The organism is Lentzea albidocapillata subsp. violacea, from assembly GCF_900100275.1.
Lineage (GTDB): Bacteria > Actinomycetota > Actinomycetes > Mycobacteriales > Pseudonocardiaceae > Lentzea > Lentzea violacea.
Map to the genome: position 1 here is coordinate 977,242 of NZ_FNET01000001.1, position 14,729 is coordinate 991,970.

Below are 14,729 nucleotides of genomic sequence, written 5' to 3' on the forward strand. Positions count from 1 at the left end.
TTCCTACCACCCGTCAGAACACAGACCAGCCCGTCAGAGTGGTGAAACGGTCCAGCGCCTCAAGACCCGCGACGGAGTTGCCGCGTGCGTCCAATGCTGGACTCCAGACGCAGATCGCGCACTTCCCGGGGACGACGGCGATGATCCCGCCGCCGACACCGCTCTTGCCGGGCAGGCCGACGCGGTAGGCGAACTGGCCGGCGGCGTCGTAGGTGCCGCACGTGAGCATCACGGCGTTGACGCGCTTGGCACCGCTGACGCCGAGCAGCCGGGTGCCGTCGTTGCGGACGCCGTGGCGGGCGAGGAAGAGCGTGGCGCGGGCAAGATCGGCGCAGCTCATCGCGATCGAACACTGCCGCACGTACTCATGCAGCACCACGTCGACAGGGTTGCGCATGTTGCCGTAGGAGGCCATGAAATGCGCGAGCGCGCGGTTGCGATCGCTGTGGTCCAGCTCGGACTTGGCGACCTCGGGGTCGACCCCCAATGCCGGGTTGCCGCTCTCCTGCCGCAGGAACTCGAGCAGCCGGTCCGCGGCGCCGAGACCCAGGTGGTCGGTGACGACGACCGCGCCCGCGTTGATGAACGGGTTGCGCGGGATGCCCTGCTCGGTCTCCAGCTGGACCAGCGAGTTGAACGGCGACCCGGACGGCTCCCGGCCGACGCGGGTCCACACGTCGTCGTTCTCGGCGAGGGCCAGAGCCAGCATGAACGCCTTGGAGATGCTCTGGATCGAGAACGGCGTGTCGTACTGCCCCGCGCCGAAGACCTCGCCGTCCAGGGTGGCGACGGCGAGGCCGAAGGCGTGCGGGTCGATCCTGGCCAGTGCCGGGATGTAGTCGGCTACGGCGCCACCTGGCGTGACCTCTGAGGCGATCCGGTCCACCAGCTGTTGCAGCTCCATGCCGTCATCCCATCACGGGACAGGCGTCACGCCACCTGGAACTCGTAGAACTTGGTGGGCTGGCCCGCGACGACGGTGCAGGGGACGTGGACGACGCCGATCCAGGTCGGGTCGCCGTTCTCGTAGCGCGGCGTCAGCGCCAGGTCGGCGTTGCCGAGGTTGATCGACGTCGTGCCGGCGTTGGCCAGCGTCAGCGCGGGCAGGGTGCCGCTGGCGACGACCTGGAACGTGCCGGACGGGGGAACCGGCGTGTTGGGGATGGTCAGTGTCGACGTCAGGTTCTGGACGCTGCCGGCGTTGTCCACGGCGATGTTCGTGGTGAGCGTGCCATCGACGGAACGGCCGCCGATCCACCACAGCGTGTTGCGGACGTCGTCGGACACGGTGGACGTCACCGTCGCCGACGCCGGCGCGGTCGGCACCCCGACGGCGGCCGAGTCCGGCATGTCCGGTGAGGTGACCACGGTCGGCACGTCGTGCGTGCCCGCGACCGAGAACTGGCACGAGTAGATGAGGCTCAGCTCGGCGGTCGCGGCGGAACTCGTGCCGGCCGTCGCCACGCTCAGCGCTCCGGCGACCATCAGAACCGCGGCTGCGCGCGTGAAAAGTCCGGTCTTCATCTGCAGGGACCTCCTGAGAACGTCATTGAACTGCAAGAAGGCGGTGTTGCTTTACTCGCCAGTAAAGTAACCGCGCCGCATTCCGGGAGGCAAGCAAAAACGCACTTTTGTCATCCGCGTGCGAAATTGCTTCCGGTGATTTGTCAGTCCCGCAGCAACAAATAGTGCGCGCGCAGTGCCAGTTCGAGGTTGAACCGCTCCTCGGCGTCGTGCATTCGGTCGCCGAAGAGTTCGTCCAACTGGTTGACGCGGTAGCGCACGGTCTGCGGATGCACCTTCAGCCGGGCCGCGACCTCGGGCGCCCCGCCCCGCGCCGACAGCCATACCAGCAGCGTCTCGGCGAGCTTGGTGCGTTGCAGATCGGTGAGCGGGGCGAGCGGCGCCAGCGCCCGTTCGGCGAGCTGCCGGGCCAGGAACTCGTCCGCGAGCACGGTCAGTTCGACGAGGTGGTCGGCGCAGTCGAGGACCGGCCGGTCCGGCAGCACCTTCTCCCCGGCGAGGGCGAGGACCCGGCGTGCGCAGGCCAGTGACCTGCGCACGTCCTGAGGAGCCACGGGCAGACCGACCGCCGCCCGCCATCCCGGCAGGGCCCCGCGCAGCCAGCGCGTCACCGCGGCCGGGTTCGGCACCAGCAGGTACGGCGTGGCGTCCTCGAAGTTGACCAGCACGTCGGCCGGCAGGTCGTCCGCGGGCGCGGCGGACGGCTCCAGCGCCACCGCCACCAGCCGGTCCGGCATCGGCCAGGCCGCCGCCCGCGCCGCGTCCAGCACCACCTGCCAGTTGCCGGGGGAGTCGGCGACGAGCAGCTCCATCAGCTTGCGCCGCTTGCGTTCCAGCGTCCCCGCCGCACTCGCCTGCGCGGCCGCGTACCCCTCGACCGACAGGCTCACCAGCTCGTCGACGTGGGCGAACATCGCCTCGCCCAGCACCGACACGAGCCGCAGCGACAGCTCACGCCGTTCGGCGAACCCGCAGACGTGCCGCCACGCCACCCGCGCGCCGATCCGGTAGGCGGCCTGCAGGCTGTCGAGGCTGCGCCCGGACTTGAACTCCCACGCGCCGAGCTTGCGGTGGATGTCGTCGTGCGGATCGGGCTCGGCATCCGGCGCGGCAATGCGGTCGACGAACTTCACCAGCGCCTGCCGGATTCCGTCGACCACGTTGCCCCGGAACGTGCTGTATTCCGGAATCGATTTCTCGATCGCCTCGAAAATGCTCACCGAAACGGGCGCGACTTCCATTCGGAGCAACGGCGCCAGTTCCCGCGGGACCGATCTGCGCGGATCGTCCAGCCCAGTCACGCAGGCGAGTGTAGGAGTAAAACGGAACCGGGTCGTTCAGCCAACTGGACCAAATGGTTCACAGGAAGAACAGCCGGGCGACAGCATCGCGGGCGACCAGGAACCCGGCGATACCGAGAATCCAGCCCGTCGCGCCCGCCCCCTTTTCCGCGAACCAGGTGCTGATCCGGGTCAGGAACGGCTCGATCCTCGCCCGGAGCGCCAGCCTGCCGCCGAGCAGCAGGAGGGCGGGCACGATCATGACCAGGCAGTATCCGGCGAGGAGCAGCCCGATCTGGCCCGCGTTCAGGTCGGCGGCGCTCATCATCCCGATCGCACCCAGGTAGGGCAGCATCGTCGCGAGCTCGACCACACCCGCCAGCACCGCCACGCCGGCAAGCGCCGCCACGGACCCGTTGGCGCGGTTCTGCCACTTGCCGGTGTCCAGCTTCTTCTTGCTGTCGAAGCGGAAGCTGACCGCGAACAGGAACACGCCGATCACCAGTTGGACCCAGATCGCCACCTGACTGTCGAGGTGGCCGATCACCTGCGAGGCGCCGAGCACGATCAGTACGCCGACCACGAAGTAGAAGACCGTGATCGTTCCGAGGTAGACGGCGAACCTGCTCAGCTTCAGCCGCCCCGGCGTGAGCATCAGCCAGATCGGGACGAACAACGTCCCGATGCTCGTCGAGTCGAGCAGCGCGAGCCCCGCCAGCGCCGCCACCAGTCCCAGTGTCATGTGCTCCCCCACAGTCGTTCGAGGTGGCGGGCGATCACCCGCTCCGCCACCTCCCCTGTCATCACTTCCGGTTCCAGCGCGCGTTGCGCCGTCACCCCGTCGACCAGAGCCGCGAGCCCGACGGCCTCCCCGCCGTCCAGACCCGCGGCCTCCAGCACGTGCCGGCACAGATCCCTGATCTCCCGCGCGCCCTCCACGTGCCGTTGCAGCAACACGGGATTCGCCGCCGCACGAGCCGCGAACGCGAGCCACACCCGTGCGCGTGCCGCGTCGTCCACGAGTGCGATGGCGCACAACGCCTTGCGCAGCCGTTCCTGGAGACTCCCCTCTTGCCCCAGGACCGTCCGCACGCTCGCCGTGAGTTCCTCGGTGAGCTGGTCCTGCGCGAACAGCAGCAGCTCGTCCTTGCTGCGGAAGTACTTCTGCAGCAAGCCCGTGGTGGCGTTCAGCTCCCGGGCGATCCTGGGCAGGCTCGCCGCGTCCAGCCCCTCGGCGTCGACCACCCGGTAGAGGGCGGCCACCACCTGCTGACGCCGTTCGGCGGGATCCGCGTGTTTTGGCACGGTCGTCAGATTACGACCTTAATCTGATCTGGGCAACTCATGACATCTGTCATGAGGAACTGATGTGGGACGGCACTGCCGATCCACCGTTCCTCCGGAGATCGTTTACTCATGACAGCGATCGAGGTGCGGGGGCTGACCCGCCGGTACAGCGGAGGTTTCGAGGCTGTCCGGGGCGTGTCATTTGACGTGGAGCGGGGCGAGATGTTCGCCCTGCTCGGCACGAACGGTGCGGGGAAGACCTCGACGGTGGAGGTGGTGGAAGGGCTCTCACGCCCGGCCGAGGGGTCCGTGCGCGTGCTGGGCCACGACCCGTTCGCCGAGCGCAAGGTCGTCCGGCCGCGGATGGGCGTGATGCTGCAGGAAGGCGGTTTCCCGCCCGACCTGACCGTGAGCGAGGCGGCGCGGATGTGGGCGGGCACGCTGACGTCGCCGCGGCCCGTCGACGAGGCGTTGTCCCTTGTCGACCTGGCCCATCGGGCGTCGGTGCGGGTGAAGCAGTTGTCCGGTGGTGAGCGGCGGCGGCTGGACCTGGCCCTGGCGCTGCTGGGGAAGCCGGAGGTGTTGTTCCTCGACGAGCCGACCACCGGACTCGACCCGGAGAGCCGGCGCAACACGTGGGAGCTCATTCGCGCCCTGTTGCGCGAGGGCGTGACCGTGCTGCTGACCACGCACTACCTGGAGGAGGCGCAGGCGCTGGCCGACCGGCTGGCGATCATGCACCGCGGCCGGATCGTGGCGCAGGGAACGGTCTCCGAGGTGGTGGACGCGTATCCGTCGCGCATCTCGTTCGTGCCGCCGCCGGGGATCGCGCTACCCGTCGTCGCCGACGTGGAGTCGTCGGGGCGCGTGACCGTGCGGACCAACGAACTGCAGTCCACCCTGCACGAACTGCTGGTGTGGGCTCAGCACCACAACGTCGAACTGTCCGGTTTGGACGCCCGGTCGGCGTCGCTCGAAGAGGCGTTCCTGGCGATCGCGGAGGAGGCGGCATGAGGGCCGTGGCTGTGGGACAGGCCGAGCTGAAGTTGTTCTGGCGCAACCGGACCGCGCTGTTCAACTCGTTGCTGCTGCCGTTGTTGCTCGCGCCGGTGCTGTACTCGGTGGACGCCGACGGCGTGCCTCTGGTCGTCGGGTTGATCGGGTTCGCACTGCTGATGGCGGTGTACTACAACCTCGTGACCACGTTCGTCGCACGGCGTGAGGAGCTGGTGCTCAAGCGGCTGCGCGTCGGTGAGCTGACCGATCCGGAGATCCTGGCCGGCGCCGCCCTGCCGTCCGTCGTGGTCGCCTTGGGGCAGATGGTGCTCTACACCGTGGTCGTCGGGGTGATCACCGGCGTGGCGCTGCCGGCGCGGCCGTGGTTCCTGCTGCTCGGCGTGCTCGGCGGCGTCGCGGTGTTCGTGCTGCTGGCGGCGGCGTCCTCGGCGTTCACCCGGACCGTGGAGATGGCGCAGGTGACGTCGTTGCCGGTGCTGATGGCGTGCATGTTGGGCTCCGGCCTAATTTTCCCGCTCTCGGTACTGCCCGGCGGGATCGCCTCCGTGCTGAAGTACCTGCCGCTGACGCCGGTGCTCGAACTGCTGCGCGCCGGGTGGGCCGACGGACCCGTGCTGCAGCCGTTGATCGTCCTGGCGGTGTGGATCGTCCTGGGGACCTACGCTGTGCAGCGGTGGTTCAGGTGGGATCCCCGGAGGTGAACTTGCTCGGCTGGTGGCGGTCGCGTGGCAGCGCGGCGCGGTTCGACCTGTTCGTCCGCTACACGTTCTACGTCAGTTACGTGTTCCTGCCACCGTTGCTGCTCATCGGCCTGGCCCCGGAGATCGGCACCACCGCCCTGCTCGTGCTCGTCGCGGTGGTGCTGACCTACGTGGTCCTGAGCTGCCGCCTGGCCCACCTCGGCATCGAGTACCACCTCGGCCGGAGCCCGTTCCCGCGCACCCTGCTGACGGCCTACCTGATCGCCACCTGCGCGGTGCTCGCCGCCGGCGAACTGACGCACCCGGACCCGTTGCCCGGCAAGCCCGACAGCCCGGGCGACGGCATCTCGGTGATGTTCCTGATTCTGGCGATCACCACCCTGTCCGCCGTGCTCCGCCCGCGCTACGTCGTGCTGGCGGCCGCGGCGGGCGGCGTCTGGATGCTGCTCACCGCCCCGCCGGGCCACGCCCTGTTCATCACCCTCATGCTGCAGTTCCTGGTGGTCGCGTTCCGCTCGACCCTCTGGATGCTCGCCATCGTCTGGGAACTCGACCGCTCCCGCGAGGTCCGCGCGAACCTCGCCGTGGCCGAAGAACGCCTCCGCTTCGCCCGCGACCTGCACGACGTGGTGGGCCGCAACCTCTCCGCCGTGGCCCTGAAGGCAGACCTGGCGGCCCAACTGGCCCGCCGAGGCCGTTCCCCGGCGGCAGTGGACGAGATGCTGGAGGTCCGCCAGATCGCCCAGGACTCCCTGGACGAACTCCGCGCCGTGGTCAGCGGCTACCGCACAGCCGACCTCTCGGTGGAACTGGCGGGCGCCCGCTCACTACTGGCCTCCGCCGGCATCGACTGCCGCGTGATCGGCGACGTGACGTTCGACGGCGAACCGGCCGGCGCCCTGGGCTGGGCGGTCCGCGAGGGCGTGACCAACGTCCTGCGCCACAGCGACGCCACAACGTGCACGATCACGTTGCGCGGCAAGGTTCTCACGATGACAAACGACGGCGTCCCGCCAGACGCGTTCCGCTTCGGCAGCGGCCTAACCGGCCTGCACGAACGCGTAGCGGCCCTGGGCGGCTCCGTAACCGCCACCCCGGAAGCCCCCAACCGCTTCGTCCTCACCGTGGAGCTCCCGTGATCCGCATCCTCCTGGCAGACGACGAACACCTGATCCGAGGCGCCATGGCGGCCCTGTTGTCACTGGAAGACGACCTGGAGGTAGTAGCCCAAGCAGCCACCGGCGCCGAAGCCATAGCCACCGCCCGAGTAGTCCGCCCCGACGTAGCCGTGATCGACCTGCAAATGCCAGACCTGGACGGCGTAGCGGTAGCCCAATCCCTAGCGCGAGAACTACCCACATGCTCCACCATGATCGTCACCAGCCACGGCCGCCCAGGACACCTGAAACGCGCACTGGCAGCAGGAGTACGAGGCTTCCTACCAAAAACCGTCTCTTCAGACGTCCTGGCCACAGTGGTAAGAACCGTCCACACAGGCGGCCGCTACGTAGACCCGGCCCTAGCAGCCGAGGCCATCAGCGCCGGCGACAGCCCCCTGACCCCACGAGAAGCAGACGTCCTGGAACTGGCACTGGAAGGCGCCCCGATCGAGGAAATAGCCCGCCGCGCCTCCCTCTCCCCAGGCACAGTCCGCAACTACCTCTCCTCAGCCGTGGGCAAAACCGGCGCCTCGAACCGCCACGAAGCAGCCCGCTTCGCCAGGGCAAAAGGCTGGATCTAACTCTCCCCCGCGTCCCGTCCGCACCCTGAAGCCCCACCAACCGAGCCCCGAGCCCGAGCAGCACCCCAAACAGCCTCAGGCGCCCCCACCAGATCCCGCTCGACCTGCCACCGCAAGGCAGGGTCGGAGCCAAGCAGCCACCCAGTAACCTCAACCACCCACCGACCTAACCCGCAGACCGCCGACCAGCACAGACACAAGCGCGTCCCCCCGATTTTGGCGCGCGCTGACGATCATGTAACCTATGCACACCACGGTGCGAGCCGGGGCACAACCGAATACGTCCGGGTGGCGGAATGGCAGACGCGCTAGCTTGAGGTGCTAGTCCCCGAAAGGGGGTGGGGGTTCAAGTCCCCCCTCGGACATTCTCTTACCCCACGGGGATTCACCAGAATCCCCGTGGGGTAAGTCATTTTACGACCACTTCTATATCACCGCTCCAATTCGAAGCGAGCGCTGACTGAACTGGACGACGAGCCGGTTCCGCAGTTTTCGACGTTAGTGGAGTGGATCGAATTTCGATACGCTGGTCGCAATAGTGAATCTGCAGACGTTGCTCGCGGACCTGATCGACCGAGTCCTTGCTCGCACCTTCCTCCACCGACCGAGCGGTCCGCTCGAGTAGATGTGGCAGCACCTTGAGCAGATGGTCCTCTCGGACGTAGAGATTCCGCGGTTCGCCGTCGGAGCGGCGCTTGGCACTGGTGAAGCCATGCCGACATCGATAGCCTGCTCGCCCATGAACCCAGTGCCCGTCCATCCGCCGACCACACAGCCCACATAAAACGAGGCCTGCAAGCAAATAAGTCCGGACCTCGCCGTCCTTGGCCGGCTTCGCTACTCGCATCCCCTGCACCGCGACGAACGTCTCGTCATCGACGAGTGGCTCGTGCGCGATCCGCTCGGACACCTCCCACTCGCTAACCGGGTTGTATCGCAGTGCCCCCGAGCCGCGGCCGCCAGCACGTCCGCCCGGCCCGTGGCCGGTTGTGCTGCTTCGGTTCCACACCTGCCGGCCGGTGTAGCGCGGGTTCTCCAGAATCATCGCCACCGTCCGGACGATCCACCGCTCCCCCGACCTGTGCGCGTTCCGCTCGGGGTCGGCGCCCGACGGGCACACCACGCCACGCTCGTTGAGCTCCCGTGCCAGTGACGCCACCGTGCGGCCGCGGGCACGTTCGGCAAATATCCATCGCACCCACGGTGCCGTCACCGGATCCGGTCCCAATACCTGCACACGCCGACCCCACCGCCCATGCACAGGGTTCGGATGCCGACCACCATCAACAAGCCGATAGCCATACGGTGGCCGCCCGCCCAGGAAACGACCCTGCAGCCGCGTCTGAGACCGCATCGCCGCGAGCACCCGCTGACGAGCCCGCGCCACCTCGCGCTGCGCCTGCGCACCCAGCAACACCATCAACGCCTCATGCACAGGGCTCCCGAGTTCCACTGGGCCGCCTGCTTCCGGCAGCCATACGTCGACACCCAGTGCGTTCAGCCGAGCCACGACCTCGCGGAACTGATCACCGTGAAAAGCACGCTCGTACTCACCGACGACCACTGCGTCAAAGTCGCGATCAGGGCCCGCGGCAGCCGCTAGCAACGCCGCAGCCTCCGGACGGTCCGGCCACGACCACCGCCGCGACACGCCCACATCGAAGAACTCCGCGACGACCGAGCCGACACTCTCGATCAACTCATCCGACACGGCGCGCTGCCACGCACGCGACGTCTGGACGTCCTGGAACGTGCTCGTCGACATCCGGCCGTAGAACGCAAAGCGCAGGCCCGGCTCCTCAGACGGCGCCACTGGACGGCGACGTCCCGTCAACGCGGCAACCAGTTCGGCGTTCGTCAACGTGGCCACAGTCAGCTCCCTCGGTCAAAACCGAGACCCAGCTGCCAAAGGCATCGTGACGACGTCCTGTCCATCTCCACCCGAACAGCCCAAGAGCAAGCCACACCAGACATTAGGCCAGCTCATCGTCACGGAAAGCCAACTCAGATGTCACCTAACGGTGCTGCAGACCCCCTCGTCCGTTTCGGGTAAGTCCACTTCTTAGCGACCAGGCGCCGATGCCACCGCAGCACGGTACCCGGAGACACCAACCCGTGGTCCCGCAACCAGACAGGCAACCGCTGCACCAACGCGGCCCGCACCGCGCGATCAGCCCAATTCAACCGAGGACGGCGCTGACCTCGACGCAACACCGCGACTCATGCCGCAACACCAACAACTCGACGTCCTTAGCCGCCGAGGACCGGCCAAGCAGAACCAGCCAGCCAGTGAGCCGAACAAGGATGAGGTACAGCAGTCGCAGTACCACGCCCACGATCACGCCTGCAGGACGACAGAACCTGATCACAGCAGTCCAGCGTGTGACTGCAAAGTTCTGGCACCCACAGGCCACCGACTCCTGCTGCCCGACACCCCGCATGGCCACCACCTTGCGCGCGGCTGCTCCTCCAAAGGGCGCTCACCACCTCGTACCGCTGCGCGGGCATCTGCGCGGCTTGCTTCCAGGTCGCGTCGTCGGTGTGGTTGATCAGGCCGTGGTGCAACCGGCTCGCCACCGCGTACGCCTCCGCCTGCCAGTAGGGGTCGGTCGAGCGGAGATCCGGCTCCACTTCGGTCAGGTAGCGCCGCAACAAGGGCTTGGCTGTTCGGCACAACCCCACCGAGACAGCGAGAGACCCCGCTCGGCGAGCGGGGCCTGCGCAATTGAGGGCTCAGCCGACCGGCGGGGACATCGTGAACCAGTTGAAGCCCTCGACCAGCGGCTTGTTCTGGTCGGCGTACGCCGTGCCGGACAGCTCCCAGCGCTCGACCGAGCGGTACGTGCCGGGCTGCAGGCTCTCGTCGGCTGGCGTCGCCTCGTCGTCCTTCACGGGCAGGTACTCGTAGACCGACCGGCGCGTCAACGTCACGGCCAACGTCTCGTAGGTGGACTGCGTGTCGAGGTAGCCCGGCTTGCCGTGGTCGGCCGCCTCGGCCGGGTCGGCCAGCCGCAGCTGCACGAAGTCACCGCCGAAGGAACCCTTGGCCGACACCACCGTGACGAGGTGCCCGCCGTCGCGCTTCAGGCTGTTCTGCGGACCGGCGACGTAGCGGCCGTACCACATCTGCACCGGGCCCTGGCTGAGCTTCTTGGCCAGGTCACCAGCGAAGTCCGGGCCGGTAGTGGTGCTGATCCCGCCAGTCGCCGTGGACCACCCGGCGTCCCGGGCGGGCTTGGTGGCGATGTTCCACGCGGTGCGCAGGTTGCCCGAGTAGGTGCCGTCCTCGACGCTCCATTTGGAATCCGTGGCGATCCGACCAATCGAGTTGGTGACAATGCCGTAGTCGGCCGGGTTCCTGGGGTCGAGGTTCCGGACCTTGGTGGTGAGCCAGCCGACCGGTGCCTGCTTCTCGTGCCCCCAGTAGTGCAGCACGTTGTAGAGCGACGACGGACCGCAGTGGGTGCCGCCGTTGGCCGCGAAGCCGGCGCGGTACTGGTCGACGTCGCTGACGCCGCACTGCTTGACCTCGAAGTCGGGGCCGGTGATGTCGGCGATCTTCACGCACGGCGGCGGCGTGCCGATGATCGGGTCGGCGGCGGCGAGGCCGGGCAGGACGACGGAGCTGACGGCGGCGGTGGCGATGGTGGCGATGGTGGCGATGCGCAACATGGGATTCCTGCCTCCTGTGAAATGGGCCATCTCCCGTGGCCCCTTCGATGGGAGAAGCTTGATCTGCGCAGACGTCGATGGCATGAGGGTCGACCCCTCAACTTCGGCCGCGAAAAGATGGGTGTATCAGGCCTACCCCCACCCGACTCCTACACAGTCAGGCAAGAGCCCTCGCGCGGCACGAGATGCTCGTGCGCGGGGCCGATCAGCGCGAGCAGTACCGGGAAGCAAAGCGCCTGACCGGTGGGACATCGCGGTCGGTTGGATGAATCTCGCCAGTACCGACCGTTGGTTCGGTGGTGTGGTGGAACGTTGGAAGCTCCAGTCGTGGGGATGATCGGAGAGGTGGCCTGCGTGGCGATGCCCGAGCCGACCGGGCCCGACTATCCCTGGCCTTGTGCGTGCCGAGAACTACGTCCATCCAGGTTAAGCCGCATGGCGATACTCGTGGACGACTCCATCGAGACGATCTTGCCGATCGGCCCCGAGGCATTCGCTCTGATCGAGCTCGGGAGGCTTAGGCCGGCTCCGCAGGGGTGCCGCAGCGGCGAGTGATCGGTGGTGCGGTGCTCGTTGTGGTGCCGCTCGTACTCAGGCAGTGCGTGCCGCAGATGGGTCTGATTTCCAGATCAACGTGCGGTCCAGCAGTCGCCGCGAACTTTCTTGACCCCGGTCAACAGAACTTTGCGGCGAAAGATTGAATCGTGTCGACTGGCCCTCTATACCAGATTCGAGCTATCCAATAGCGCATGAACACAGGAACTACGCAAGCTTGCTAAGCATGGGAACTCAAGTCCCCATGGACATTCCCTTACCCCACGGGATTCGCCAGAATCCCGTGGGTAAGAGTGCTTGGGTTGCCCTCACCGTACCCACCCAATCCAACGCAAGCGTCGGCTGAATCGGTCGACAGATAGCTTCCAAGGTATTTGCAACCCGCGGGGCGGTCCACAGCTCCATTCATTTATCCCTGTATTCGATCTGCAGTCCTTGGTCACCAAGCCGATCAACCAACTCCGGCTAGTCGTCCTTCTCCGCCATTCCGCAGGCAGTCCGAGCAGGCTTGGCAGCGCATCAAGCAAGTGATCTTCTCGGACGTAGCTGTTGCGCGGCGCGGTGTCAGGGCGACGTTTGGCGCTGGTGTAGCTGTGCCGGCATCGATATCCCGCACGCCCGTGAACCCAGTGCGCGTCCATTCTCCTGCCGCAAATGCCGCACACCACAAGGCCGGCCAGCAGGTAGCGCCGGACCTCTCCGTCCTTGGCGGACTTTGCCACACGCAGGCCTTGGATTACAACGAATGTTTCGTCGTCGACGAGCGGCTCGTGAGCGATCTGCTCGGAGATCTCCCACTCGGTGACCGGGTTGTGCCGCAGTGCTCCTGAACCGCGGCCGCTGGCACGCCCGCCTGATCCGTAGCCAGTTGTGCTGGACCGGTTCCACACCTGTCGGCCGGTGTAGCCGGGTTCTCGAGAATCGTCGCCACCGTCCGGCCGATCCACCGTTACCCTGACCTGTGTGCGTTCCGGTCGGGATCGGCGCCTGACGGGCAGGGCACACCGCGTTCGTTGAGTTCGCGCGCCAACGACGCCACCGTGCGTCCGCGGGCGCGTTCGGCGAACATCCATCGCACCCATGGCGCCGTCGCAGGATCCGACACCAGCACCTGCACGCGACGCACCCAACGCCCGTGCACTGGGTTCGGGTGCCGGCCACCATCGGCGAGCCGGTATCCATAGGGCGGACGGCCGCCGAGGAACCGGCCTTTCAGCCCCGCCTGCGCTCGCATCGCCGCCAGGACGCGTTGTCGAACACGTGCCACCTCGCTTTGCGCCTGTGCACCTAACAACACCATCAACGCCTCGTGCACCGGACTGCCCAGCTCCACCGGTCCGCCTGCTTCCGGCAGCCACACCTCGACACCCAGCGTGTTCAGCCGGGACACAACCTCACGAAACTGGTCGCCGTGGAATGCCCGCTCGCACTCGCCCACCACGACCGCGTCGAACTCACGACGAGGGTCCGCGGCAGCTGCCAGCAATGCTGCCGCCTCCGGGCGATCCGCCCACGACCACCGCCGCGAGACACCCACGTCGAAGAACTCCACAACCACGGCGCCAACACCCTCGATCAACTCATCCGACACCGCGCGCTGCCACGCACGAGACGTCTGCACGTCTTGGAAGCTGCTCGTCGACATCCGGCCGTAGAAAGCGAAGCGCAAGCCTGGCGGCTCGGCCGATGGCGCACAACGACGACGTCCCGTCAGCGCGGCAAGAAGTTCAGCGTTCGTCAGCGATACCACCGGCGGCTCCTTCGATCGGAGCCGAGACCCCCTGCACCAGCGGATCGGTGACGACATCGCGCTCGCGTCCACCCGAGCAGCGCAGCGCATGCACGAACGATGAGTACCAAATGAGTGCTAGAGTGCCTTTGGAAGTGCTCATTGAGCACTCAAAGGAGGGTGTATGTCGGGCAATCCGATCAAGGAGCGCCGCGCAGAGCTGAGCCTCACGCAGCAGGAGGCAGCACGGCGCGCCGACGTGTCGCTGGCCACCTGGCGGCGCTTCGAGAACACCGCAGGGGACTCAGGCGCACTGGACGGGTTCCGGGCGGACAACGTGCAGGGATTCGCGCGAGCGTTGAAGCTGAGCGTTTCCGCGTTGCGGCAGTTGGCCAGCGAGTCCACCAGCGACGAGACCCCGGGCCTGGGCGAGGGACCTGATGCAGCCGACCCGCGGACCGCCGAAGTCGTGCGCCTCTTCAACACCTCGTTCACCGGCAACCCGCTCACACCGGCCGACGCCATGGCGCTGTCGACCACCATCGACTTCTCCCCCTTCGTGCCCACCAACTCAAGCGACGAACTACGCCTCGACGACTCGTTCACCTACGAATTCGCCGCGTTTCTCAAGGGCGAGGCGACCATTCGCGAGGTCAACCTGCTCTGCGACCTCCCCGAACTCGCACTCACCCAGGTCAACAACCACTGGCTGGTGCGCATGGGCGAACGCATCACACGAATCGGCCGCGAGCTCAGCAAGGGACGAGTCCCTCGCCCGCAATGCCTCGCCGACGAGTACGCGCTCTGGATCGTTATCCAGAACACCGAACCACCTCAGCTCGGCGAGGTCCTCCACGTCTTCCCCGAACTGCGCACCGCCGAAGACGTGTTCGGCTACGACCCGGATGTAGACGACCCCGACGATGAAAACGCGATCCGGGACGAATGGATGAACCGCGTCACGGGCGGGCTCCTGCCACCCGACCACAGTCACGACCACCGCCGCTACGACCTGACCATCATGGAAGCGCTCGGACAGGGCATCTACGACATCGCCGACCCACGCCACCCGATACGCTGGTTCGATCGCGACGACCTCCGTGAACGATGCGAATCCGAACTCGCGTTCGTCAGACTGTCCAAGGAAGAGCAGAACGCGCAGACAGCCGAAGCACTCAAGCGGGTGTCTGCGACACTCTTTTCGCCGACTCGTGATGCCTGAG

The 14,729-nt window shown here is 67.1% G+C and carries 14 protein-coding genes and 1 tRNA gene; 6 read left to right on the forward strand and 9 right to left on the reverse strand.

What is annotated here, in order from left to right; genetic code table 11:
- Positions 1-13: 13 nt before the first annotated feature.
- The 5 genes from BLR21_RS04370 to BLR21_RS04390 all read right to left on the reverse strand — a co-directional run bounded on the left by BLR21_RS04370 (position 14) and on the right by BLR21_RS04390 (position 4,109).
- Complete coding sequence (locus BLR21_RS04370; RefSeq protein ID WP_090004271.1) at positions 14-904, reverse strand: glutaminase; 891 nt, start codon at positions 902-904, stop codon at positions 14-16.
- Positions 905-930: 26 nt separating this feature from the next.
- A complete protein-coding gene (locus BLR21_RS04375) occupies positions 931-1,524 on the reverse strand; it encodes a DUF6801 domain-containing protein (protein ID WP_090004272.1) in 594 nt (197 codons plus the stop codon).
- A 143-nt stretch (positions 1,525-1,667) separates the two neighbouring features.
- Complete coding sequence (locus tag BLR21_RS04380) at positions 1,668-2,825, reverse strand: PucR family transcriptional regulator (protein ID WP_143027596.1); 1,158 nt, start codon at positions 2,823-2,825, stop codon at positions 1,668-1,670.
- 58 nt (positions 2,826-2,883) lie between these two features.
- Positions 2,884-3,546 (reverse strand): GAP family protein, encoded by a 663-nt coding sequence (locus tag BLR21_RS04385; protein ID WP_090004274.1) that lies wholly within the window; start codon positions 3,544-3,546, stop codon positions 2,884-2,886.
- Complete coding sequence (locus tag BLR21_RS04390; RefSeq protein WP_090004275.1) at positions 3,543-4,109, reverse strand: TetR/AcrR family transcriptional regulator; 567 nt, start codon at positions 4,107-4,109, stop codon at positions 3,543-3,545. The genes BLR21_RS04385 and BLR21_RS04390 overlap by 4 nt, the downstream gene beginning before the upstream one ends.
- A gap of 111 nt (positions 4,110-4,220) precedes the next feature.
- Here BLR21_RS04390 and BLR21_RS04395 point away from each other — a divergent pair, with 111 nt between their 5' ends.
- The 5 genes from BLR21_RS04395 to BLR21_RS04415 all read left to right on the forward strand — a co-directional run bounded on the left by BLR21_RS04395 (position 4,221) and on the right by BLR21_RS04415 (position 7,915).
- Entirely contained in the window at positions 4,221-5,105 is an 885-nt protein-coding gene (locus tag BLR21_RS04395; protein ID WP_090004276.1) for an ABC transporter ATP-binding protein, read from the forward strand.
- Positions 5,102-5,809, forward strand: a complete 708-nt coding sequence (locus BLR21_RS04400; RefSeq protein WP_090004277.1) for an ABC transporter permease — start codon at positions 5,102-5,104, stop codon at positions 5,807-5,809. The genes BLR21_RS04395 and BLR21_RS04400 overlap by 4 nt, the downstream gene beginning before the upstream one ends.
- Positions 5,782-6,948, forward strand: a complete 1,167-nt coding sequence (locus BLR21_RS04405; protein ID WP_218130729.1) for a sensor histidine kinase — start codon at positions 5,782-5,784, stop codon at positions 6,946-6,948. Before BLR21_RS04400 ends, BLR21_RS04405 begins: the two co-directional genes overlap by 28 nt.
- Complete coding sequence (locus BLR21_RS04410; protein WP_090004278.1) at positions 6,945-7,550, forward strand: response regulator transcription factor; 606 nt, start codon at positions 6,945-6,947, stop codon at positions 7,548-7,550. The genes BLR21_RS04405 and BLR21_RS04410 overlap by 4 nt, the downstream gene beginning before the upstream one ends.
- Positions 7,551-7,832: 282 nt before the next feature.
- Positions 7,833-7,915: transfer RNA gene (locus BLR21_RS04415), tRNA-Leu, on the forward strand.
- Between the two features lie 44 nt (positions 7,916-7,959).
- Here the strand turns inward: BLR21_RS04415 and BLR21_RS04420 are convergent.
- From BLR21_RS04420 to BLR21_RS04440, 4 genes are all read right to left on the reverse strand, one after another.
- The gene (locus BLR21_RS04420) at positions 7,960-9,420 is read right to left on the reverse strand and encodes a recombinase family protein (RefSeq protein ID WP_256334452.1); all 1,461 of its coding nucleotides are present in this window, start codon (positions 9,418-9,420) and stop codon (positions 7,960-7,962) included.
- 863 nt (positions 9,421-10,283) lie between these two features.
- Complete coding sequence (locus BLR21_RS04430; RefSeq protein ID WP_090004279.1) at positions 10,284-11,222, reverse strand: hypothetical protein; 939 nt, start codon at positions 11,220-11,222, stop codon at positions 10,284-10,286.
- Between the two features lie 863 nt (positions 11,223-12,085).
- Positions 12,086-12,418: a hypothetical protein gene (locus BLR21_RS44605; RefSeq protein ID WP_420843853.1), complete on the reverse strand. Its 333-nt coding sequence runs from the start codon at positions 12,416-12,418 to the stop codon at positions 12,086-12,088.
- Between the two features lie 308 nt (positions 12,419-12,726).
- A complete protein-coding gene (locus BLR21_RS04440; protein WP_176929444.1) occupies positions 12,727-13,398 on the reverse strand; it encodes a recombinase family protein in 672 nt (223 codons plus the stop codon).
- Between the two features lie 292 nt (positions 13,399-13,690).
- On the opposite strand from BLR21_RS04440, the gene BLR21_RS04445 reads away from it, so the two are divergent.
- Positions 13,691-14,728, forward strand: coding sequence for a helix-turn-helix transcriptional regulator (locus BLR21_RS04445; RefSeq protein WP_090004282.1), 1,038 nt, complete (start codon positions 13,691-13,693; stop codon positions 14,726-14,728).
- Position 14,729 lies beyond the last annotated feature (1 nt).

Excerpts from the sequence above, each read along its gene's own strand:
- BLR21_RS04400 (WP_090004277.1), top strand. The coding sequence starts at position 5,102 with ATGAGGGCCGTGGCTGTGGGACAGGCCGAGCTGAAGTTGTTCTGGCGC.
- BLR21_RS44605 (WP_420843853.1), bottom strand. The coding sequence starts at position 12,418 with ATGGACGCGCACTGGGTTCACGGGCGTGCGGGATATCGATGCCGGCAC.
- BLR21_RS04375 (WP_090004272.1), bottom strand. The coding sequence starts at position 1,524 with ATGAAGACCGGACTTTTCACGCGCGCAGCCGCGGTTCTGATGGTCGCC.
- BLR21_RS04385 (WP_090004274.1), bottom strand. The coding sequence starts at position 3,546 with ATGACACTGGGACTGGTGGCGGCGCTGGCGGGGCTCGCGCTGCTCGAC.
- BLR21_RS04395 (WP_090004276.1), top strand. The coding sequence starts at position 4,221 with ATGACAGCGATCGAGGTGCGGGGGCTGACCCGCCGGTACAGCGGAGGT.
- BLR21_RS04430 (WP_090004279.1), bottom strand. The coding sequence starts at position 11,222 with ATGTTGCGCATCGCCACCATCGCCACCATCGCCACCGCCGCCGTCAGC.
- BLR21_RS04445 (WP_090004282.1), top strand. The coding sequence starts at position 13,691 with ATGTCGGGCAATCCGATCAAGGAGCGCCGCGCAGAGCTGAGCCTCACG.
- BLR21_RS04370 (WP_090004271.1), bottom strand. The coding sequence starts at position 904 with ATGGAGCTGCAACAGCTGGTGGACCGGATCGCCTCAGAGGTCACGCCA.